Raw genomic sequence first — 22,861 nt, 5'->3', positions numbered from 1 at the left:
CGGGGTGACAGGGATCGAACCTGCGACCTCATGGTCCCAAACCACGCGCGCTCCCATCTGCGCCACACCCCGAAGTACATTAATATTATATTTCATATTTATAATTATGTCAACACTTTTATTTAAATATATTTTATTTATTTACGAGGTAAGTTACTTTTATAATTATTGTGCTATAATTTTATTATTATAAATATTTTGGTGAGGTGAGAATATGAATATTACACTTTTAGTAATGTTTCTAGGAAGCTTAGGGTTTATATTATTAGGAGCATTTTTATTAAATAATAAGTATATAAAAAGTATGAATACTAAAGATAAAGAAGTTTATAAAGAGGTTAAAGCAATGAAGATTAGTGGATATACTAATATTGCAATAGGGGGAATAGGATTGATTTGCTCTATTATTTCATTTATTTCAGGAAGTGTTAGTAAAACAGTAGTTATTATATTCGTTATATCTATAGCTATATTATCTGCTACTCAGTACATATTAAATAAGAAAATTAGAAATTAAATAATATCAAATTTTTTTATATAAATATTTAGGATTAAAGAAAAATAAATTGCAAGTTCATATTCACAAATATTAGATTTTAGAATATGAACTTGCAATTTTATTTATATAACAAACAATTATTTTATAATATGGGTGAAAAAGGGAATTTGTTTCCCAGTAAAATAAAGTAAGGTATACATTTACATCAAGCAAAATGCCGGTTTAAAAAATTTACCATTGTCCAAAGTTTCCATAAGTGGTATAATGGTAAGGAAAACAAAGGAGAGGGGGAAGGTCAAGAGACCTTACGGATAATATGAAGAAAAAGATAATATCAGCTGTATTAGCTGCAACTCTAGTTATTACTTCAGCAATGCCTGCCTTTGCTACACCAAATCAAGAAGTAATAGAAAACCAGCAGAAATATGATGAGTTAACACAAAAGATAGAAGATATAAATAATCAAATATACACTTTAAATGGAGAAATAGAACCTTTAGTTCAAACAATTGAATCAAATAACGCTCAAATGGAACAAATAAAGGTTGAAGTAGAAAATACAGAAAAAGAAATAGAAACTGCTAAAGATGAAATTGAAAAGACTGAGGAAGTTCTAGGTAAAAGAATTAGAGAGTTATACAAATCAGGTGGACAAAGTAGTTACATAATGCTATTATTTAGCGCTGATAGTTTTAATGATTTAATTAGTAAAATTGAATCAACTAGCAGATTAGTAAGCATAGATAAAAAGATTGTTAAGGAATTAGAGGACAAGCAAGATTCTCTTAATGAGAAAATTACATCTTTAGATGCAAAGGAACAAGAACTTACAAAAGTAAATGAAGAAACTAAAAAGTCTTTAAGTGAATTTGAAGCTAAAAAGGCTGAGCAAGAAAAATTAGTTGCACAAGTTCAAGCCGAACAAGCTGAGTTTGAAAGAGAATTCTTAGCCGTTTCAGAAAGACAATTAGTTACACCACAATTCTCAGTTATAGAAAATTCATCAAGTTCAATTGATGATTTAAACAGTGCAATTAGTCAATTAAGAAACATAAGAGATAACCAAATTAAGAGTGGAATAGTTAAAGAAGAGATAAATACTAAAATTGAAGCTGCAAAGGATAAAGTTTCACAGCTTCAAGCAGCAATAAATGCAGCAAATACTGCTAGTAAGCCAAATAGAGGTGATTCAACAGTATCTGCAACAGGTAATGCAATAGTAGATTATGCATACCAATTCCTTGGAACACCTTATTTATGGGGAGGAACAACTCCAAGTGGATTTGACTGTTCAGGATTTACTCAATATGTATTTAGAAATGCAGCAGGAGTAAGTTTACCAAGAACAACATATGATCAAATAAATGTAGGGGTAGCTGTATCTTATAATGATTTACAACCAGGAGATTTAGTTTTCCCTCATACTGGACATGTTGGTATATATATAGGTGGGGGACAAATGATACATGCACCAAGTACTGGTGATGTAGTTAAGGTTTCAAGCGTATATAAATTCTATACAGCAAGAAGAGTAGTATAATTTGTGATTATAGACTAGGATTTTATTAATCCTAGTCTTTTTGGCGTATAATATGTATAATAAAAGTACTTAGTTTACAATTTAAATAAGGAGTGTTTTATGAACGTTAAGATAAATATTGATGAAGGTGTTGATGATTTACAACTAAATGGATTAAGGTTAATTCAGAAACAACAAGGATTTAGATTCGGGGTAGATGCAGTATTATTATCTCATTTTGCAAATATAAAGAATAAGCATAGAGTTATTGATTTATGTACAGGTACAGGTATAGTTCCATTTTTAGCTTATGGTAAATACGAGCCAAAGGAAGTTGTAGGACTAGAAATACAAGAAGATATGGTTGAAATGGCAAATAGAAGTTCTATACTTAATGATACTACTGATGTAGTAAAATTTGTTCAGGGTGATTTAAAGGATAAGGCATTATTAGATTCGTTAGGTAAGTTTGATGTATTAACAGTTAATCCTCCATATAAATTAAATAATGCAGGAATAGTTAATCCAAATGATAAATTAGCTATAGCTAGACATGAGGTAATGTGCACATTAGAGGATGTAATTATAGCAGCTAGACGATTACTAAAAGATAATGGAAGAATGTTTATAGTACATAGACCGGAAAGATTAGCTGATATTTTTGTTCTTATGAGAAAACATAAAATAGAGCCAAAGAGAGTTAGAATGGTTCAGCCTAATACTAAAAAAGCACCTAACATAGTGTTAGTAGAAGGTCAAAGAGATGGTGGAGCATTTTTAAAGTGGGAAGAAACACTATATGTATATGATGATAATGGAAATTATAGTGAAGAAATAGATCGTATTTATGGAAGGAAGTAATTATATGGAATATGGAAAGGTATATTTAGTACCTACACCAATAGGTAATTTAAAAGATATAACATTAAGAGCATTAGAAGTATTAGAAAGTGTTGATGAAATTGCAGCTGAAGATACAAGACAAAGTTTAAAGTTATTAAATCATTTTAATATAAAAAAACCACTTTTTAGTTATCATCAACATAATGAACAAGGGAAAAGTGATGAAATATTATCTAAATTAAAATTAGGAAAAAATATAGCAATAGTTACAGATGCAGGTACACCAGGAATATCAGATCCGGGAAGTGTAGTAGTTAGAAAGTGTATAGAAAACAATATACAATTTGAAGTTTTACCAGGAGCAACAGCTATTACAACAGCTTTAGTTTACTCTGGCTTAGATACTACAAAATTTATTTTTAGAGGATTTATTCCAAGAGAAACTAAAGAAAGAAAAATATTAGCAGAAGAAATTAAGGATAAAAAAGAGACTTTAATTTTTTATGAATCACCACATAGGCTTATAGATACTTTAGATTATTTAAGACAAACATTAGGTAATAGAAGTATAGCTGTTTGTAGAGAGTTAACAAAATTACATGAGGATATTTACAGGGGTACTATTGAAGAAGCTTATAATTGGTTTTTAGATAATAGACCAAGAGGAGAGTTTGTATTAGTTATTTCAGGTAAAAGTGAAGGTGAATTTAGAGCTGAGAAGGAGCAAGCGCTTAGTGGAATAACAGTAGAACAACATTTAATTAATTTAATAAATAGCGGAATTGATAAAAAAGAAGCTATAAAGATGGTTGCCAAAGAGAGAGAAATCCCTAAAAAAGAGGTTTATAAAATAGCAATTAATTTGTAAATTAAAAGAGAGTCTACAAAGGTGTAGACTCTCTTATTTATTTAATAAAATTATGTATAGTAATGATTAATTACTTACCAACTTTTAATTCTTCCATGCAGTTTTTGCAGATGTTTTTACCTTTATAGTTAACAACATCTCTAGCATCGCCACAGAATATGCAAGCTGGTTCATATTTCTTTAATATGATTTGCTCACCATCTACATATATTTCTAAAGCATCTTTTTCAGCGATATCTAAAGTTCTTCTTAATTCTATTGGAATAACTATTCTTCCTAGTTCATCTACTCTTCTTACAACTCCAGTTGATTTCATTTAAAATTCCTCCTTGAAACAAGTTTCGACATTTAGCAGATTAATATTAACAGATATGTAATTAAAAGTCAATAATAAACTTTAAAAAAATGTTTTAATTAGAAAATTCTTATTAAATTAATTCATAAATAAACTATACTACCATATTTTTGAAAAGTCAATAACCTTTTATAAAATAAATGACAAAATAAACATAATAAGACATAGTTTGTCCTCTAATATTGTAGAATTACGGTGGACAAGTTTAAAAAAATTAAATATATAAAAATAAAAAAAGGAAAAAAAGTAAAAAGCTGATTTAAAAGAATAGTTTCAATAATATATGTTAAGAATCAATATTATAATAACAAAAAAAACAACATATAAGATAGAAAAAAATAACTTGTAACAAGTTTATGGTTACTATATAATATAAATATTCAATTATAGAAACGTGAGGTGAAATAATATGGTTAATAAGATTGATAATGATTATATAAAAAAGATTGCAGAAGAAATATCTAATACATCAATGATACCTTATGAAGAGTTACCGAAATACGATCTTTTTTTATCTCAAGTAATAGATTTTTTAAATGATAAATTTGTTGAAGATAAATATACTAATAATATAGTTCAAAACTATATAAAAAGTGAAGTTATTAGCAAACCAGAGGATGGTAAAAAAAGAGGGTATACTAAGATACATTTAGTTCAACTTGTATTATTAAGCTACATGAGACCAATACTTACAACAGAGGAAATTAAAAAGGTTTTTAGTTTGGCTTTTAATGAAATAAATGATAGATCAGATGACATTATAGATTGGGAAACTGCATATAAATTATTTTTTGAAACTCAAGAGGAAAGTTTTGATAAACATTTAAATGCCACAGCAATAAATGATGAAAAGTTAGATTCTATTATTAAAGAGTTAGAATTAGATGAAAAAGATGAAAATAGTATTAGAACTTTTGTTATAGTATTATCATTAATAGCTCAGGCTAGTGCTATTAAAAAGTTAGTTCAAAAAATAGTAAAAGAATATCATTCTTAGTCTTAAGCTGCCGATTTAATTGGTAGCTTTTTTGTTATAATAAAATAGTAATATAAGAGAGGAATGATTTATGAAGGAGAAATTACTGTTTAGAGAATCTGTTAGAGGAATAGTTGAATATGTATTAAAGTCAGGTAGTTTAGATGATAGATTTATATCTAGAGGGCGTGCTATAGATGGAACAATTGCACATGGAAAACTTCAAAAAGATAATTTAGAAATATACGAAAATTATGAAAAAGAAGTAAGAATGCAACATGAGTTTCAAAAGGAAAACATAATTTTATTAGTAGAGGGTAGGGCAGATGGAATTATAAATGAAAAGGGAAATATAATTATAGAAGAGATAAAGTCAACTTACATGGATTTAGCTTATTTATATGAGGATTATAATCTACTGCATTGGGCTCAAGGAAAATTTTATGGATATATTTATTGTATAGATAATAATCTAAAAGATATAACTATAAGATTAAGTTATTTTAATATAAATACAGATGAAGTTAGGTCTTTTGATCATATATATACCTTTGAAGAATTGAAAAATTTTGTAGATGGATTAGTTAGCCAATATTTAGAAACATTAACTTTAAAAGAATCATTTAAAGAAGAAAGAAATAAAAGTATAAAAGAGTTACAATTCCCATTTAAATCATATAGAAAGGGGCAGAGAGAATTAGCTGTAAGTTGCTATAGTAATATAAGAAAAAGAGGAATATTATTTGCACAGGCTCCCACAGGAATAGGTAAGACTATATCTACCATTTTCCCAGCATTAAAGGCAATAGGAGAAGGAATGGGAGAAAAAATAATATATTTAACTGCTAAAACAATAACTAGAACTGTAGCAGAAGAGGCATATTTTAAGTTACTTAAAAATAATTTAAAATTTAAAGTAGTTACTATAACTGCAAAGGAAAAAATATGTCTTAATAATGAAGTAAAATGTAATCCAGATGATTGTATTTATGCAAAAGATTATTTTACAAAAATAAATTCTGTAATAAACAACTTAATAAAAAACAATAATGTGTTTTTTAGAAATGAAATAATTGAATATGCTAATAGATATAAGGTATGTCCCTTTGAGCTTTCGTTAGATTTAAGCAATTGGTGTGATGGAGTTATTTGTGATTATAACTATGCTTTTGATCCAAGAGTAAGATTGAAAAGAATATTTGAAGATAGAAATGAGGATAATATATTATTAATAGATGAAGCACATAATCTTGTTAATAGAGCTAGAGAAATGTATAGCTGTACTTTGCAAAAAAGCAAAGTAATGTCTGTTAATAGGATTATAAAGGGAAAAGTACCGAAGTTATATAAAATATCTAATTCTATAAATAAAGAAATGATACATATAAGGAGAGAATTAGAAGAGATAAACAAAAGTTTCAAATATCATAATGAGGAATATAAAGAATTAATAAAATTATTGAGAAGCTTTGTTAGTGAGGCTGATAATTACTTAGTAAAAGGTAAAGGAACAGAGGGATATGAAGATGTATTAGAGTTCTATTATGAAGTAAGAAACTTTATTGCAGCAAGTGAATTATATGATGAAGAATATACAACTATCTTGAAAAATGATAAAAATGAATTTACTATAAAAATATTTTGTATTAATCCTGCTAAAAATTTAAGACAAGTCATTAAAAGTACTTATTCAAGTATTATATTTTCAGCAACACTATCTCCGGTAAAATATTATGTAGATTTAATAGGTGGAGATGAAGAAAGTTTTAAATTGAGGTTCGATTCACCATTTAATAAGGAAAATCTATTAACATATTTATATCCTTTAGATATGAGATATGTTAATAGAGAAAATAATATTGATATATTATGTAAAGTTATATATCAATTTATTAATGAAAGAAAAGGTAATTATATGGCCTTTTTACCATCCTTTGATTATTTATATAAAGTACATTCGCGATATATAGAATTATATGGAGAAAGGGGAGTTATAATACAGGAAGAGAATTTATCAGAAATTAAGAAAGAAGAGTTTTTAAGAGCTTTTAATGAGGAGAATAATATTATTGGATTTACTGTTGTAGGTGGAATGTTTTCAGAAGGTGTCGATTTACCTGGAGATAAATTGATTGGAGCTATTATTGTAGGGGTAGGATTTCCTATGGTTTCTATTGAAAATAATATAATAGCAGAATACTTTGATTCAAGTGGCTTTGATTATTCTTATACATATCCAGGAATAAATAAAGTGCTTCAATCAGCAGGAAGAGTAATAAGAACGGAGAATGATAAGGGTAGAATATTATTAATAGATAGAAGATATAAAGATTATAAATATAAGTTTATTTTACCTAAGGAGTGGGATATAAAAGAGTTTATATTTAACTGTAAGAAATATTAATTTTATAAAATGAAATATGTTATATTATATAAAGTAGAAAGGAAATATGGTGATATGATGTCTAAAAAAGAGGCTAGTATAAAAAGAGGTTTCTTTAAGTTTATAATATATTTTATAGTTAAGATAAGAGATGATGATATTTTTGCTTTAGCTGCTCAACTAGCATATTATTTAATATTATCATTTTTCCCTTTTTTAATTTTTTTATTAACATTAATTGGATTTAGTAATTTAGATTCTATGGAGGTATTAGGTGCACTACGAGCAATGTTACCAACTAGTGCATTTGAGCTTATTTATAGTGTAATTATAGAGGTTATTGAAAAACAAAATACTGGATTATTAGGTGCTTCTTTATTATTAGTAATTTGGTCCGCATCTTCAGCATTTAGAGCAGTAATTAAAGGAATAAATAAAGCCTATGGATTAAATGAAAATAGATCATTTATAAAAAGAGCTTTTATAGCAATAATTTGTACCTTTGCATTAGCTTTTGTAATACTGTTAACCTTAGTAATGCTAGTATTTGGTGGATTAATAGGAAATTTATTAGCATCTTATTTGCCGTTTCCTACAGTAGTATACAGGGTATGGAATTTTCTTAGATATGTATTAGTTGTATTTATGATGATATTAATTTTTGCAAGTATATATAGATATACACCATCCAAAATGCTTAGATGGAGGGAAGTTATACCAGGAGCAATAGCATGTACTATTGGTTGGTTAGTAGTTTCATTAGGTTTTTCATTTTATATAAATAATTTCAGTAATTATTCTAAAATATACGGGGGATTAGGTGCGGTTATTATATTAATAACATGGTTGTATCTAACTTCTATAATTTTAATTATAGGTGGAGAAATTAATTCGCTTATAGTTATAAGGAAAACTAATTTACTAAATTAATTTTAAAGATTAAAATTAGAATTATTTTCAAATACTATTTTATTAATTATATAAAATTTCCATGAATAGAAAAAATTGAAGTGGTTATACTCAAATATGAAGTATTCAGGAGGTGTAATTAAATGAATAAAATAGTGTTATTAGGAAAACTTATAAAGGACCCTGAACTAAAAACTATAGATAATGGTGAAAAAGTTTTTACAAGGTTCATAATAGCGGTAGATAGAAATTTTAAATCTGCTGATGGAACTAGAAAGGCTGATTTGATTCCTGTAACTATATGGGGAAGAAAAGCAGAAGTAGTATGTAAGTATATGACTAAGGGAAGCTATATTAGTCTAAGCGGAAGATTAAAAACTGGAAGCTATGAAGATAAACAAGGAAATAAAAAGTATATAGCGGAAGTTGTTGCTGAAGACTTCAAATTTGTTGGAAATAGAAGAGAAGTTAGAGAAAACAACGAAGTTATTGGTGAAGAATAAGTTGTTAAATGGAGATTGTTAAATAGCAATCTCTATTTTTTATAGTGAAATTTTTTATATGTTTATAGCTTTCGACATTTATTTTAGTTGGTTAAATAACATGATTAGTAAGTAAATTTATAATATTAACTGAAAAAAGTGTAATAAATTACAATTATGTTGAAAGCTAAGGGAAATTTTATTTTCTATAACACCACCATTTGACATAATTTTAATTCAATGTATGGTATTGTTTAATTATTAAATAATATGTAGAGGGGTAATGACATTATGAAGATAAATAAAACATTAAGCAAAATGGTAAATATTAATGAAAGAGAAGTTAAATATATATATAGAATGACTGAAAAGAATGTAAGAAATAGACAAGCTTTTGGAATTGAAATTGAAAGACAAGATTTTAATAATGGAGAAGTAATTAATTTAGAAAGAGATTATGTAGGATTAGTAGCTAGTGAAGAAAAAAAAGCTAATGATATATTATTACTATTATTTAATAATTTAGTTTCTCCTATCCATTTAGTTGATATAGTAGGTGAGTATTCAGATTTGTGTGCCACTGAGTTCTAATTTTTAAAATTATATTTACATAAGGGATTGTCACAGAAGATAATTAAATTATTCTTATGGATATATAGTTTAACAAAAGAGGTGATTTTATGATATTGGGAATTGGAACAGACATAATAGAAATTGATAGAATAGAGAAAGCAATAAACAATACACCAATGTTTTTAGAAAAGATATTTACTGAAAGGGAGCTTAAAGAATTGACTAAAGGAAAGCTTAGGGTAGAGAGCATTGCTGGAAATTTTGCTGTAAAAGAAGCGGTAAGCAAGGCAATAGGAACAGGAATGAGGGGATTTACCTTTAGTGATATAGAGGTCTTTAGAGATGAATTAGGTAAACCTATATTAGAAGTATCTAATAAAGTAAAAGAGCTAATAAAGGTTAATAATTATACATTTAATGTTTCTATTTCTCATAATAGAAGTTGTGCAATAGCATTTGTAGTACTAGAATCTCACCAACCTACATAATATTTATATAGTAAAGATTAACATAAATAATATTTTTTAAGTAACTTAATAATAAATTATGAATAAAATTTATAGTTACTTAATATTAGTAATAATGAAATAGTGCTTATGGGAGGATCTATGAAGAAAAAAATTATTATAACATTATTACTAATTATACCCTTTATATCTATTTTTCTTGTTGTTATCTTTAGAGGTATCATTTCACCCAATAATGAGGAAATAATTAGAGAGTTAAAAAATATTAAATGTTATGAAACAAAAGTTGAGTACATAGTTAAGAATAGCAAAGGAGAAGAACGAGAGGATACAGTTCAATATTATTCAAAGGATAAAGGAGTAAGAGTAGAGTTTAAGGATGATAAAATTAAGCTTTATAAAGAAGATGGAATTCATGTAAAGGATAATTCATCTACAGGGGAGTATGTAATTGAAAGCGATATGGACATACTTCATTCAATGGCATTTATGAATAAAATATTATCTTACCCATTAAAGAGTGACTCAATAAAAGAAGGACAAGAAGAATGGGGAGATACAATATATATACAAGTAGATACAGAACTATTTTTAAATAATGAGCATTTTAATAGTGCAAGGATTTTTATAAATAAAAAAACTAAGACACCTATCGGAATTGTAATTTATGATAAGGATGGTAATGATTCAGTTCGAATAATTTATGAAGATTTTAAAATAGTTAAAGAGATTGATGAAAATTTATTTAACTAAGATTATTAAAAATAGCAAAAGAATACTGAATATAAATTCAGTATTCTTTGCACAAATTCTAAGAATATAAAAATATAATAAACAAATGATGAAATATAGATAAATTGTACAAAGAAAATTTAGCCAGTGTAGTATTTAGTTCAATCAAATTGTATTAATTATAGTGATAATCTAAGTACATATTAATCATTTGAGAAATAATGATTAAAAATATACTCATAAAAGATTAACAATTATGAAAAATTATAAAATTTATACAGATAGTGACATTTCTATTTACAAAATGACATATTTTGAAATATAATTTTCTTATTACATAGGAAATAGAACTCCTAGGAGGTCAAATATGTCAAAAAAAATAGATAATATAGTAATCCGTAAATTTAAAAATGATTTTGAAAAAAGTAGTAAATTTATTAAAGATAGTTTAATAGTATATAGTGAGGAGAATGAAGCAAATGAGTTCTTTGAATTAATAAAAAATGGATATAAAGAAATGTCGAAAATTAATTTAGAGCTTTCATATGATGCTAATTCATCACAAAAGTCACTTAAATACAAATTTGATGATATAAATGAATATGAGAAATGGCTTTGCGGAGTGTGATATTTTTAATGACGACTATGGTTGTAAAAAGAGGGGATATTTTTTATGCAGATTTAAGTCCTGTTATAGGCTCTGAGCAAGGTGGAATTAGGCCAGTAATTATAATACAAAACGATATAGGGAATAAATATAGCCCTACAGTAATAGTGGCAGCTATAACTTCTCAAATTAATAAAGCCAAGCTTCCAACACATGTAGAAATTTCATCAGAAGAATATGGATTAAATAGAGATTCCGTTGTGTTACTAGAGCAAATAAGAACTTTAGATAAAAAAAGGCTTAAAGAAAAAATAGGCCATATGACAGAGACTGACATGAAAAAGGTAGATAAATCATTACTTATTAGTATAAGTCTAGCTTAAATATTAAATTTAACTAATAAAAGGGTAAAGTAGGAGTACTTTGCCTTTTTTTATTATAAATTATTACTATTTTTATAATAAAAAAATATATGTGATATACAATTTGAAATAAATAATATACACTTTAAACAAAAATAGTATATACAAATAAAAGAGGTTATGTTAAAATAAATTTGGGTAATTTACATAATTATAGAGTATAATAGAATATATTAATATAAATTATTACTAATGGAGGCTTTAAAATGGTTAATAATGTAGAAGAATTAAAATCAATATCTAAACTAATCAGAAAAGATATAGTTTCAATGTTAACAGAATCAGCATCAGGACATCCAGGTGGATCTTTATCTGCAGCTGATATTGTAACTACACTTTTCTTTAAAGAAATGAACATAGATCCAAGTAATCCTAAAAATCCAGATAGAGATAGATTTGTATTATCAAAAGGTCATGCTGCACCTGTTTTATATAGTGCATTAGCAAGAAAGGGATTCTTCCCGGTAGAGGAATTAAGTACTTTAAGAAAGTTTGGATCAAGATTACAAGGTCATCCAAGTATGAAATGTTTACCAGGGATAGATATGTCAACAGGTTCTTTAGGGCAAGGTATTTCTTCTGCTGTAGGAATGGCACTAGCAGGGAAAATAGATAAAAAGGCATATAGAGTATATACTATTTTAGGTGATGGTGAATTAGAAGAGGGGCAAGTATGGGAAGCTTCTATGTGTGCAGCTCACTACAAACTAGATAACTTAACTGCTTTTGTAGATTTTAATGGACTACAAATAGATGGAAATATAGAAGAGGTTATGAATCCATCTCCAATAGATAAAAAGTTTGAAGCTTTTGGTTGGAATGTTTTAGTTATTGATGGACATAATTATGATGAAATAATAGATGCTATAGAAAAAGCAAAAGAATGTAAGGATATGCCAACAGTTATTATATGTAAAACTGTTAAGGGAAAGGGTGTATCATTTATGGAAAATGAAGCGGCATGGCATGGTACGGCACCAAGCAAAGAACAATGTGAAAAAGCTTTAGCTGAGATTGGAGGAGACAGATAATGAGTAAGAAAATCGCTACAAGAGAAGCATACGGAAAAGCATTAGCAGAATTAGCAAAAGAAAACGAAAATGTAGTAGTATTAGATGCAGATTTATCTAAATCTACTAAAACAGCTGACTTTAAGGCAGTTGCTCCAGAAAGATTCTTCAATATGGGTATTGCTGAAGGAAATATGATGGGGGTTGCTGCAGGGTTATCAACTTGTGGAAAAATTCCATATGTAAGTACATTTGCAATGTTTGCTGCAGGTAGAGCTTTTGAACAAATAAGAAACTCAATTTGTTATCCTAAATTAAATGTTAAAGTTTGTGCTACACATGCTGGATTAACAGTTGGGGAAGATGGTGCATCTCACCAAACTGTTGAAGATTTATCATTAATGAGAAGTATACCAAATATGGTAGTTATTTCTCCTGCGGATGCAGTTGAAACTATGGCTGCAATTAAAGCTATAGCTAAATATGATGGTCCTTGCTATGTAAGATTAGGAAGAGCTGCAGTTAATGTGATAAATGATGAAAACACTTATGAATTCAAATTAGGAAAAGGTGTTGTAGTATCAGAAGGTAAAGATGCTACTATAGTTGCAACTGGAATTATGGTTGATGCTGCTATAGAGGCAAAAGAAATTTTAGCACAAGAAGGAATTGATGCTAAGGTTATAAATATACACACAATAAAACCTTTAGACAACGAGCTAATTATTGAAGCTGCTAAGGAAACAGGAGTTATAGTAACTGCTGAAGAACATAGCGTAATTGGTGGACTAGGATCTGCAGTTTCAGAAGTTGTTACTGAAAAGTATCCAGTACCAGTTTTAAAGGTTGGAATTAATGATACTTTTGGAGAAAGTGGTAAGCCAGATGAATTATTAAAGGCTTATAACTTAACAGCACAAGATATAGTAAATAAAGTTAAAGAAGCAATTGCTTTAAAAAGATAGATTATATATACCACAAAACAGCTATTTACCACTTAAAACTGCGATAAAAAATCGCAGTTTTTTTATGGTTAAAAAAGGTATATAATGGTGAAGTATGTTAAATCATTTAGGATAAAAAAAGTAGATTGAGAGAAAATAATACAAATAGTTTCAAATTGTAAGGAGTATTTTTTATGAGAAAAGATAATTTTAAAGATTTTTTATTAATAACTATTGGAATACTTTTAGTTGCAATATCAGTAGTATATTTCTTTGATCCTAATAATATTGCAGCAGGAGGAATAACAGGTTTAGCAATTGTTATAAATCACTATATACCATTTATATCAATTGGACCTCTTGTGCTTATTATGGATTCTATTTTATTTGTGATTTCTTTAATAGTAATAGGCCCTAAGTTTGGAGCCAAAAGTATATATTGTAGTCTTTTATTATCAACATCTATGTGGGTAATGCAGAAGTTTTTTCAATTTACAGTAACAGATGATTTAATGTTAGCTACTATATTTGGTACCTTAATAGCAGCAGCTGGGATGGCAATAGTATTTAATGCTAATGCTTCAAGTGGTGGAACTGATATAATAGCTAAAATATTAAATAAATTTTTTCATTTTAATATAGGAAAATCATTGCTTATGGTTGATTTTTTAGTTACTCTATTAGGGGCAATAACATTTGGGATAGATATAGGACTATATGGATTACTATCTGTCATAGTGAATGGTGTTGTTATAGATAAAATAATAGCTGGATTTAAAGTTAAAAGTGAAATTACAATAATAAGTCCTAAAAATAAGGAAATAAGTCAGTATATATTAAATGACTTGGAAAGAGGATGTACCTTTATAAAAGGGGTTGGTGCTTTTACTGGAAATGATACATCATTATTATATACAGTTCTAGATAGAAGGGAATTTATAAAATTAAAGAACCATATTAGTAGCATTGATAAAAATGCTTTTATAACAGTTGGAGAGGTTCATGAAGTTATGGGAGAAGGATTTAAGGGAATAGATGAGGATTAAAAATTTTAAAAAAATAGGGGGATAATTATGAAAAAGATTAAGGAATATTTACTAACCACAATAGGAATAGCACTAACTGCGATAGCGTTAGAGTATTTTTTCTTTCCAAGTGATATTGCAGCAGGGGGAGTATCTGGTATAGGACTAGTAATAAATAAATTAATAGGTTTAGATACTAGTATAGTTGTGCTTGTTCTTAATATTCTTCTTTTTATATTGGCATTTCTTGTTTTAGGTAAATCATTTGGATCAAAAAGTATTTATGCAACAATAATGCTTTCAGTATTTATGTGGATAATTGAAAAGTTCTTCACACCAGGAGTTTTAACGGAAAATATGTTTTTAGCTAGTTTCTTTGGATCGATAATTTTAGGGATGGGAGCAGCTATTGTTTTCCATCAGGGTGCATCTACAGGTGGAACTAGTATTATAGCGGCAATTATTAGTAAGTTCACTCCAATTGGAATAGGAATATCTGTATTGCTTACAGATTCATTTGTTTGTATATTAGCTATTAGTATATTTGGTGTAGATAAAGGGTTATTTGGATTCTTTAGTGTAATTTTAATTGGTTTAGTTATAGATAAATTTATAGACGGATTTAATAGATGTAAGCAAGTATTTATAATAACATCAAAGGAAAAGGATATAGTTAATCATATAATTAAAAATATTGATAGAGGATGTACAGTACTTAATGGGAATGGTGGATATACTGGAAGTGATGTGAAGATAATATATACAGTTTTAAGTTCAAATGAGTTTATAGCTTTAAAAAAGGACGTAAAGGAAATAGATCCAGAAGCCTTTGTAACTGTTAATGAATCAACAGAAGTATTAGGAAAAGGATTTACAGATTTTCAATAAAAATATAGTAAAATGAGGTAAATGGCCCTTTAATATTGGTATTATGACTTTTTGTATGATATAATGGCTTTATAGTTTTTAAAGTTATTAAACTTAAAGTTGTAAGAGGTGTTATTTATGATAGAATTTAAGGATGTTTCCAAGATATATGATAATAATGTTAAAGCGTTATCAAATGTAAATATAAAAATAGATTCAGGAGACTTTGTTTTCTTAGTTGGACCATCTGGTGCAGGTAAGTCTACTTTCATAAAAATGTTATTAAAAGAAGTAGATCCGACAATGGGAGAAATTATAGTAGCTGATAAGGAATTATCTAAAGTAACTAGAAAACAAATACCATATTATAGAAGAAAAATTGGAATGGTATTTCAAGACTTTAGACTAATACCTACTTTAAATGTATATGAAAATGTTGCATTTGCAATGAGAGTAGTAGAAGCATCACAAAGAGAAATAAGAAGAAGAGTGCCTATGGTATTATCTTTAGTAGGATTATCTCATAAATATAAAATGTTCCCTAATGAATTATCAGGAGGAGAACAGCAAAGAGTATCTTTAGCAAGAGCAATAGTTAATAATCCAGCAGTTTTAATAGCTGATGAACCTACAGGTAACTTAGATCCAGAAACAGCAAATGAAATAATGGGATTATTAGAAGATATAAATAGATCTGGAACAACTATATTAATGGCAACTCACGCAAAAGACATAGTAGATAATATGAAAAAGAGAGTTATAGCTATTGATAAGGGAATTGTTGTAAGAGATGATAGGAAGGGGATGTACGAAAATGAAAATTAGTACTTTAAATTATTTTATAGTAGATGCTTTAAAAAGTATAAAGAGAAATAGGACAATCAGTGTTGCTGCTATGATAACTGTATTAATAACTTTTTTCGTATTTGGTACATTTACTTTATTAGCATTAAACTTTAATAAAAGTATAGAAGATGTAGCATCTAAAATTCAAATTCAAGTATATTTAAAAGATGATATAAAATTAGTTGATCAAAAAGAAATAGAACTTAAGTTGATGGAAAATCCACAAGTTAGTGAAGTTACATATGAGTCTAAAGATGAGGCGTTTCTAAATTTAAAAGAAAATTTAGGAAGTAATGAAGGTTTATTAGAAGGATACGATTTAACTAATAACCCATTACCAAGTTCATTTATAGTTAACTTAAAAGATCCTTCATATGCTGAAGAAGTTGCCGCATCAGTTGAGAGCATGACAGGTGTTGAAGGAATAGGAAATCAACAAGATGTAATTAATACAATAAGCAAATTTGTTGATGTAGTTCAAATAGTAGGTATAGGATTATTTATAGTGTTTGTAGGTGTATCAGTATTCTTAATAATGAATACAATAAAGCTTACAGTATATTCAAGAAGAAGAGAAGTTGGAATAATGAAGTTTGTTGGTGCAACGGACTGGTTTATTAGATGGCCTTTTGTTATTGAAGGAATAATAATTGGTGCAATAGGTTCATTAGCATCAAGTTTAGTATTATACTTTGCATATAACGGAGTATTTAAGTGGATTGTTTCATCTATGTTCATAGTAAACTTAGTACAACCACAATTTGTTTTAACAACTTTATTAGCTTGCTTTGTTGGAGGCGGTATAGTGGTTGGAGCAATAGGAAGTATATTTGCATTAAGAAAATTCTTAGTTGTTTAGTATATAGAATTTGTTAATTAGGCAAAGATAAATATATAGAGAGAGTATTTTAAAACTACAACTCATTACTTATGTTATGGGTTGTAGTTTTACGTAAATAAAGGGAAATTTAACAATACAAATTATATTATTATAGAAGGGAAAGAGAGTTTATGGAGAATTTTAAGGACCAAGAAAAAAAGCCAAAGAGTATTGGAAAGAGAATAGTTAAATACTTAATTCTATTAGTTGTTCTATTAATAACATATGCAGGCGTATTTTATTTAGGAAATATACTGGCTACTAAAGGTGTTATAATTGGTTCTGTGCCAGAAAAGGCAGTTAGTGATTTAGAGGATATTCAAGATACAGAAAAATATTCAAACTTGTTTAATCTAAGAAGTATGTTGTTTTCAATGTATGATGGAGAAATAGATGATGAGAAGCTTTTAGAAGGGGCCATGAAAGGTATGGCTGAAGCTATAGGAGATCCATATACTGTTTATATGGATAAGGATGAATTTACAACATTTTTGGAATCAAGTCAAGGAAGTTTCTATGGAATAGGAGCTCAATTAGGAGTTAGAGATGATAATGTAACAATAATAGCTCCTGTTGAGGGTTCACCAGCAGAAAAAGCTGGGTTAAAAGCTGGAGATATAATATTAAAAGTTGATGATTATGAAGTGACAGATTTAAATACAGAGGCTGTTGTTTCTAGAGTTAGAGGAGAAGAAGGTGTACCAGTTACATTAACAATTAAACGTGAAGGTATAGATGATCCATTTGATGTTGAGATAGTAAGAGCTGAAATTAAGACTGAATCAGTTAAAGGGGAAATTCTAGAAGATGGAATAGGTTATATTCAGATAACGACCTTTAGTGATGAAGAAGTAAGCGATAAGTTTACTAAAAAATTAAATGAATTAAAACAACAAGGAATGAAAAAACTAATATTAGATTTAAGAGGAAATCCAGGTGGATACTTAAATGAATGTGTTGAAATAGCTTCTAACTTTATTCCAGAAGGAGAAGTAGTTACTTATACAATTGATAAATATAACAAGAAAGTAATATCAAATTCAATAGGAGGAGATGCTATTGGGATGCCATTAGTTGTACTTGTTGATGGTGGAAGTGCTAGTGCTTCTGAAGTTGTAACTGGTGCTTTAAGAGATCATGGAGCTGCAACAACTATAGGTACAACAACTTTTGGTAAAGGTATAGTACAACAACTTAAGGTTTTACCTAATGATATGGGAGGACTTAAAGTTACAACATCTAAGTACTACACACCAAATGGTGAAAATATTCATGGTACAGGAATAGAGCCAGATATAGTAGTAGAAATTCCACAAGAAGTATTAGAAATGGATTATGATAGAAGTATTGATCCACAATTTCAAAAAGCATTAGAGGTAGTAAGAGAGAAGAATTAATTAGGAGGCTCAGAATGGATTTAATAATTCATAGCTTAAAGTCTATAGCAGTAGCAATAATTGAGCCAATGCATTTAGTTATGCTTGTAGTATTTGGGATAATATTTTATTTAAAAAATGTTAAAATAGTATCTATTCAAAAGATGACATTAGGAGAGGGGTTAAATACCCCTCTAGAACTTACACTATCCCAAATTGTATTAGGAATATTAGCAGGTGCAATTGGAAGTATAATATTATCTGTGCTTGGAGTTACGTTTAGTGAAAACTCAGGAATAGAATTTATATTTATGATATCAATATTATCATTATTTTATAAAAAGAAATATATATCATATGCATATTCAAGTGCTATACTAGGTGCTATAGGGATTAGTTTAAATATAATCAGTAGTATTACTGGAATGAAACTATTTTTAAATATTGATATATTATCATTAATGACATTTATAGGAGTAATATATATTTTAGAAGGTGTACTAATAATAGTTGATGGAAATAGGGGCGCGATACCTGTATTTACAAAAAAAGAGGATAAAATAGTTGGTGGATTTTCATTTAGTAGATATTGGCCAATACCAATTGCTATACTTATGATTTTTACTAATAGTGTAGCAGGTGAAGATTCAATTTACTCAAATGTATCATCATGGTGGCCTATTATAAATAATAAAGCTATAATATCTTTATTAGCTACTGCAATGATAGCAAGTATTCCTTTGTATGGCATAATGGGATATAGCAATGTTACATTCACTCAAGAAAAGAAAACTAAGTCCTTAAGATGTGGTACTACTATTTTAATATATGGAGTATCAGTCGCTTTAGTGGCACAGTTAGCTAGCATTAATATGTTAGGAGAAATAATATCTATAATATATGCACCATTAGCCTTTGAGTTAATTATGAGATATGAGTATAGAGTTGAAAAAAAAGGTCAATGCTTGTACGTGAGTGATGATGAAGGAATTATGGTTCTTGAAGTTACACCTAATTCACCAGCATATGATGTTGGAATTAAGCGTGGAGATAAAATAATAGAAATTAATGGACAAAATATTAAATCAGAGGGAGATATTTTTAAGGCTGCTAGAGATAGTATACTCAAGGTCCCAATGAAAGTTAAAAACAATTCAGGACAAGTATTAGAATATGTTATACAACCTAGAAATAAAAGGTTAGGGCTTCTATTAGTACCTAAAATGGTTAAAAGAGAAGATATGTTTGAAATAAAACCTGATGATATAAAGAATATAATAAATGAGATTAAAAATAAGAAGTAGAGACTAGCTTAGATGTTAGTCTCTACTTCTTATTTAATGTAAAATATGATTGTTATAAAAGTTTTGAAAATGGTGAATATAAGAAGTAAAAAGTATTTATATTTTGTTATTTTAAATGTAATATAATTTTAGATAGTTTAAGTTTAAAATATTTAAATTGATAAATATTAATTTGGAGGTGAGTATATGGGAGAATTTAAGATTCATTCTAAATTTAAACCAACAGGGGATCAACCAGCAGCAATTGAAAGTTTAGCTAATGGTATAAAGAATAATGAAAAATATCAAACTCTTTTAGGGGTAACAGGTTCCGGTAAAACATATACTATGGCAAATATAATTGAAAAAGTTCAAAAACCAACTATAGTATTAGCGCATAATAAGACTTTAGCCGCACAATTATGTTCTGAGTTTAAAGAGTTCTTTCCTGATAACATAGTTGAATACTTCGTTTCATACTATGATTACTATCAACCAGAGGCATATGTTCCTCAAACAGATACATTTATTGAAAAGGATGCGTCTATAAATGATGAAATAGATAAACTAAGACATTCAGCTACATCTGCGTTGTTTGAAAGAAGAGATGTAATAATAGTAGCTTCAGTTTCTTGTATTTATGGATTAGGTAATCCAGATGAATATAAAAAGCTTACTATATCTTTAAGAGTAGGCATGGAAAAAGATAGAGATGAGATAATAAAGAAACTTATAGAAATTCAATATGAGAGAAATGATATTGATTTTTCAAGAGGTACTTTTAGAGTAAGAGGAGATTCTTTAGATATTGTTCCAGCTTCATCTTCTACAAAGGGAATAAGAATTGAATTCTTTGGTGATGAAATAGATAGAATAAGAGAGTTCGATGTTTTAACAGGAAAAATATTAGGAGAAAGAGAGCATGTTGCTATATTCCCCGCATCTCACTTTGCAGCATCTCAAGAAACATTAGATAAGGCAATAAAGGAGATAGAAGATGAACTTGAGGATAGATTAAGAGAACTAACATCGCAAGATAAATTGTTAGAGGCACAGAGATTAAGACAAAGAACTAACTATGATATAGAAATGATTAAGGAAATGGGATATTGTAGTGGAATAGAAAACTACTCAAGAGTTTTAGATGGAAGAGCACCAGGCACTCCACCAAAGACATTATTAGATTATTTCCCGGGAGATTATTTAATGTTTATAGATGAAAGTCATGTTACTTTACCTCAATGTAGGGCGATGTATGCAGGTGATAGATCAAGAAAGGATACATTAGTTGAATATGGATTCAGACTTCCATGTGCCTATGATAATAGACCATTAAAATTTACTGAATTTGAAGAGAAAATTAATCAAATTATATTTGTATCTGCAACACCAGCTCAGTATGAGCTAGATCACTCAACTAATATAGCTGAACAGATAATTAGGCCAACAGGATTGTTAGATCCAGTAGTTGAAATAAGACCAGTAACAGGTCAAATAGATGACCTTTATGCTGAAATATTAAAAACAACAGAAAGAGGATTTAGAACATTAGTAACAACTTTAACTAAGAGAATGGCTGAAGATTTAACTAAGTATTTAACTGAATTGGGTGTTAAAACTACTTATATGCATTCAGATATAAAAACCATTGAAAGAATGGAAATAATAAGAGATTTAAGACTGGGAAAATTTGATGTTCTCGTTGGAATAAATTTATTAAGAGAGGGATTAGATATTCCTGAAGTTGCACTTGTGGCAATTTTAGATGCAGATAAGGAAGGATTCTTACGTTCTGAAACTTCGATGATTCAAACTATAGGAAGAGCTGCAAGAAATTCAGAAAGTAAGGTTATAATGTATGCAGATAAAGTAACTGGTTCTATGGATAGGGCAATTAAAGAAACCAATAGAAGAAGGGAAATTCAAATTAAATATAATGAAGAGCATGGAATTATACCTAAAACTATTATTAAAGATGTAAGAGATATAATTGAAGCAACAAAAGTTGCTGAAGAATCTGCTGATTATAATGAATATGAGGCAGTTGAACTAAGTACTAAAGATAAAAATAAGTTAATTAAACAATATACAGAAGAAATGAAAGATGCAGCTAAGAATCTTCAATTTGAAAGAGCAGCAGAGCTTAGAGATATGATTAATAAGCTTAAGGATTAATAAATTTATTGGAAATTATATTATTAACTGATTCCTATATTTTAAGGTAGGAGTCAGTTTTTTTATGAAAATTACAACTAATTATTTGGAAAACTGGTATAATTTATATAGTTGATTATATAGGAGAGAATGTAAATATGGATTTAAATAAAAAAATATTAGTAGTTGAAGATGATTGGGATATTAATGGACTTTTATGTAAAATGTTAATTCAAAATGGATATGAAGTTAGAGGTGCTTATTCAGGAAGCGAAGCAAAGATGTGTATAGAGCAATTTGAATATGATCTTATAATTTTAGATTTAATGTTACCAGGAATATCTGGAGAAGAACTATTAAATAAAATAAGAAAAAATCATGTTATGCCAATAATAGTTGCTTCAGCTAAAACTAGTGCTGAAGATAAGATATCAATACTTAGGATGGGAGCTGATGATTTTATAAGTAAACCTTTTGATATTAATGAAGTATTAGCTAGAGTTGAAGCTCAATTAAGAAGATATACTAAGTTTTCTAGCAAAAACATTATTAGCAACAAATTAATTCATAAAAATTTAGAATTAGATATTGATAGCAGACAGGTACAGGTTAATGGAAAAGAAGTTAGTTTAACTGTTAGAGAATTTGATATATTAGAATTATTAATTACTAATCCCAATAAGGTATTTACTAGAGCGAATCTTTTTGAGTCTGTTTGGAAAGATGATTTTATGGGGGATGATAATACTGTTAATGTTCATATAAGTAATTTAAGGTCTAAGCTTTCTAAGGTTGATAAGGATAATGAATATATACAAACAGTATGGGGAATTGGATTTAA

General features: G+C 28.1%; 24 protein-coding genes and 1 tRNA gene. 23 read left to right on the top strand and 2 right to left on the bottom strand.

What is annotated here, in order from left to right:
- Positions 1-72 (bottom strand) — tRNA-Pro (locus Q0G30_RS11850).
- Between the two features lie 142 nt (positions 73-214).
- Here Q0G30_RS11850 and Q0G30_RS11845 point away from each other — a divergent pair.
- The 4 genes from Q0G30_RS11845 to rsmI all read left to right on the top strand — a co-directional run bounded on the left by Q0G30_RS11845 (position 215) and on the right by rsmI (position 3,729).
- Positions 215-517: a hypothetical protein gene (locus tag Q0G30_RS11845; protein ID WP_294390229.1), complete on the top strand. Its 303-nt coding sequence runs from the start codon at positions 215-217 to the stop codon at positions 515-517.
- Positions 518-815: 298 nt separating this feature from the next.
- Positions 816-2,039 carry an NlpC/P60 family protein gene (locus Q0G30_RS11840; RefSeq protein WP_294390226.1) on the top strand — a complete coding sequence of 408 codons (1,224 nt, stop codon included), beginning with the start codon at positions 816-818 and terminating at the stop codon, positions 2,037-2,039.
- A gap of 99 nt (positions 2,040-2,138) precedes the next feature.
- A complete protein-coding gene (locus tag Q0G30_RS11835) occupies positions 2,139-2,879 on the top strand; it encodes a tRNA1(Val) (adenine(37)-N6)-methyltransferase (protein ID WP_294390223.1) in 741 nt (246 codons plus the stop codon).
- Between the two features lie 4 nt (positions 2,880-2,883).
- Entirely contained in the window at positions 2,884-3,729 is an 846-nt protein-coding gene (gene rsmI / locus Q0G30_RS11830) for a 16S rRNA (cytidine(1402)-2'-O)-methyltransferase (protein WP_294390220.1), read from the top strand.
- Positions 3,730-3,799: 70 nt separating this feature from the next.
- On the opposite strand, the gene Q0G30_RS11825 is transcribed toward rsmI, so the two are convergent.
- Positions 3,800-4,045, bottom strand: coding sequence for an AbrB/MazE/SpoVT family DNA-binding domain-containing protein (locus Q0G30_RS11825; RefSeq protein ID WP_133015918.1), 246 nt, complete (start codon positions 4,043-4,045; stop codon positions 3,800-3,802).
- 448 nt (positions 4,046-4,493) lie between these two features.
- Between Q0G30_RS11825 and Q0G30_RS11820 the strand changes: the two genes are divergently transcribed.
- From Q0G30_RS11820 to Q0G30_RS11730, 19 genes are all read left to right on the top strand, one after another.
- Positions 4,494-5,081 (top strand): DUF1836 domain-containing protein, encoded by a 588-nt coding sequence (locus Q0G30_RS11820; protein ID WP_294390217.1) that lies wholly within the window; start codon positions 4,494-4,496, stop codon positions 5,079-5,081.
- Between the two features lie 70 nt (positions 5,082-5,151).
- Positions 5,152-7,464, top strand: coding sequence for an ATP-dependent DNA helicase (locus Q0G30_RS11815; RefSeq protein WP_294390214.1), 2,313 nt, complete (start codon positions 5,152-5,154; stop codon positions 7,462-7,464).
- A 57-nt stretch (positions 7,465-7,521) separates the two neighbouring features.
- Positions 7,522-8,373, top strand: a complete 852-nt coding sequence (locus tag Q0G30_RS11810) for a YihY/virulence factor BrkB family protein (RefSeq protein ID WP_294390233.1) — start codon at positions 7,522-7,524, stop codon at positions 8,371-8,373.
- A gap of 122 nt (positions 8,374-8,495) precedes the next feature.
- Positions 8,496-8,855, top strand: coding sequence for a single-stranded DNA-binding protein (locus tag Q0G30_RS11805; RefSeq protein WP_294133452.1), 360 nt, complete (start codon positions 8,496-8,498; stop codon positions 8,853-8,855).
- A gap of 270 nt (positions 8,856-9,125) precedes the next feature.
- On the top strand, positions 9,126-9,425 hold the full coding sequence (locus tag Q0G30_RS11800) for a DUF6514 family protein (RefSeq protein ID WP_294390212.1): 300 nt from the start codon (positions 9,126-9,128) through the stop codon (positions 9,423-9,425).
- 89 nt (positions 9,426-9,514) lie between these two features.
- Positions 9,515-9,895: a holo-ACP synthase gene (acpS, locus tag Q0G30_RS11795; RefSeq protein WP_294390209.1), complete on the top strand. Its 381-nt coding sequence runs from the start codon at positions 9,515-9,517 to the stop codon at positions 9,893-9,895.
- Positions 9,896-10,015: 120 nt separating this feature from the next.
- Positions 10,016-10,627, top strand: a complete 612-nt coding sequence (locus Q0G30_RS11790) for a germination lipoprotein GerS-related protein (protein ID WP_294390206.1) — start codon at positions 10,016-10,018, stop codon at positions 10,625-10,627.
- A 346-nt stretch (positions 10,628-10,973) separates the two neighbouring features.
- Positions 10,974-11,234 (top strand): hypothetical protein, encoded by a 261-nt coding sequence (locus tag Q0G30_RS11785; RefSeq protein WP_294390204.1) that lies wholly within the window; start codon positions 10,974-10,976, stop codon positions 11,232-11,234.
- Positions 11,235-11,242: 8 nt separating this feature from the next.
- Positions 11,243-11,596: a type II toxin-antitoxin system PemK/MazF family toxin gene (locus tag Q0G30_RS11780; protein ID WP_042401953.1), complete on the top strand. Its 354-nt coding sequence runs from the start codon at positions 11,243-11,245 to the stop codon at positions 11,594-11,596.
- A 245-nt stretch (positions 11,597-11,841) separates the two neighbouring features.
- Positions 11,842-12,666, top strand: coding sequence for a transketolase (locus Q0G30_RS11775; protein ID WP_294390201.1), 825 nt, complete (start codon positions 11,842-11,844; stop codon positions 12,664-12,666).
- On the top strand, positions 12,666-13,610 hold the full coding sequence (locus Q0G30_RS11770) for a transketolase family protein (protein ID WP_294390198.1): 945 nt from the start codon (positions 12,666-12,668) through the stop codon (positions 13,608-13,610). Before Q0G30_RS11775 ends, Q0G30_RS11770 begins: the two co-directional genes overlap by 1 nt.
- A gap of 173 nt (positions 13,611-13,783) precedes the next feature.
- Complete coding sequence (locus Q0G30_RS11765) at positions 13,784-14,635, top strand: YitT family protein (protein WP_294390196.1); 852 nt, start codon at positions 13,784-13,786, stop codon at positions 14,633-14,635.
- Between the two features lie 27 nt (positions 14,636-14,662).
- Complete coding sequence (locus Q0G30_RS11760) at positions 14,663-15,502, top strand: YitT family protein (protein WP_294390194.1); 840 nt, start codon at positions 14,663-14,665, stop codon at positions 15,500-15,502.
- A 117-nt stretch (positions 15,503-15,619) separates the two neighbouring features.
- A complete protein-coding gene (gene ftsE, locus Q0G30_RS11755) occupies positions 15,620-16,306 on the top strand; it encodes a cell division ATP-binding protein FtsE (RefSeq protein ID WP_294390191.1) in 687 nt (228 codons plus the stop codon).
- Positions 16,296-17,186 carry a permease-like cell division protein FtsX gene (gene ftsX, locus Q0G30_RS11750; protein ID WP_294390188.1) on the top strand — a complete coding sequence of 297 codons (891 nt, stop codon included), beginning with the start codon at positions 16,296-16,298 and terminating at the stop codon, positions 17,184-17,186. Before ftsE ends, ftsX begins: the two co-directional genes overlap by 11 nt.
- Positions 17,187-17,338: 152 nt before the next feature.
- Complete coding sequence (locus tag Q0G30_RS11745) at positions 17,339-18,604, top strand: S41 family peptidase (protein ID WP_294390185.1); 1,266 nt, start codon at positions 17,339-17,341, stop codon at positions 18,602-18,604.
- 14 nt (positions 18,605-18,618) lie between these two features.
- Positions 18,619-19,887 (top strand): PDZ domain-containing protein, encoded by a 1,269-nt coding sequence (locus Q0G30_RS11740; protein ID WP_294390182.1) that lies wholly within the window; start codon positions 18,619-18,621, stop codon positions 19,885-19,887.
- A 186-nt stretch (positions 19,888-20,073) separates the two neighbouring features.
- Positions 20,074-22,041: an excinuclease ABC subunit UvrB gene (gene uvrB, locus Q0G30_RS11735; protein WP_294390180.1), complete on the top strand. Its 1,968-nt coding sequence runs from the start codon at positions 20,074-20,076 to the stop codon at positions 22,039-22,041.
- Between the two features lie 137 nt (positions 22,042-22,178).
- On the top strand, positions 22,179-22,861 hold a 683-nt coding region (locus tag Q0G30_RS11730), incomplete at its 3' end, for a response regulator transcription factor (RefSeq protein ID WP_294390177.1).

The sequence above is a fragment of the uncultured Clostridium sp. genome, from assembly GCF_934754925.1.
Taxonomy (GTDB): domain Bacteria; phylum Bacillota; class Clostridia; order Clostridiales; family Clostridiaceae; genus Clostridium.
This window is presented reverse-complemented; position numbering and strand designations above follow the sequence as displayed.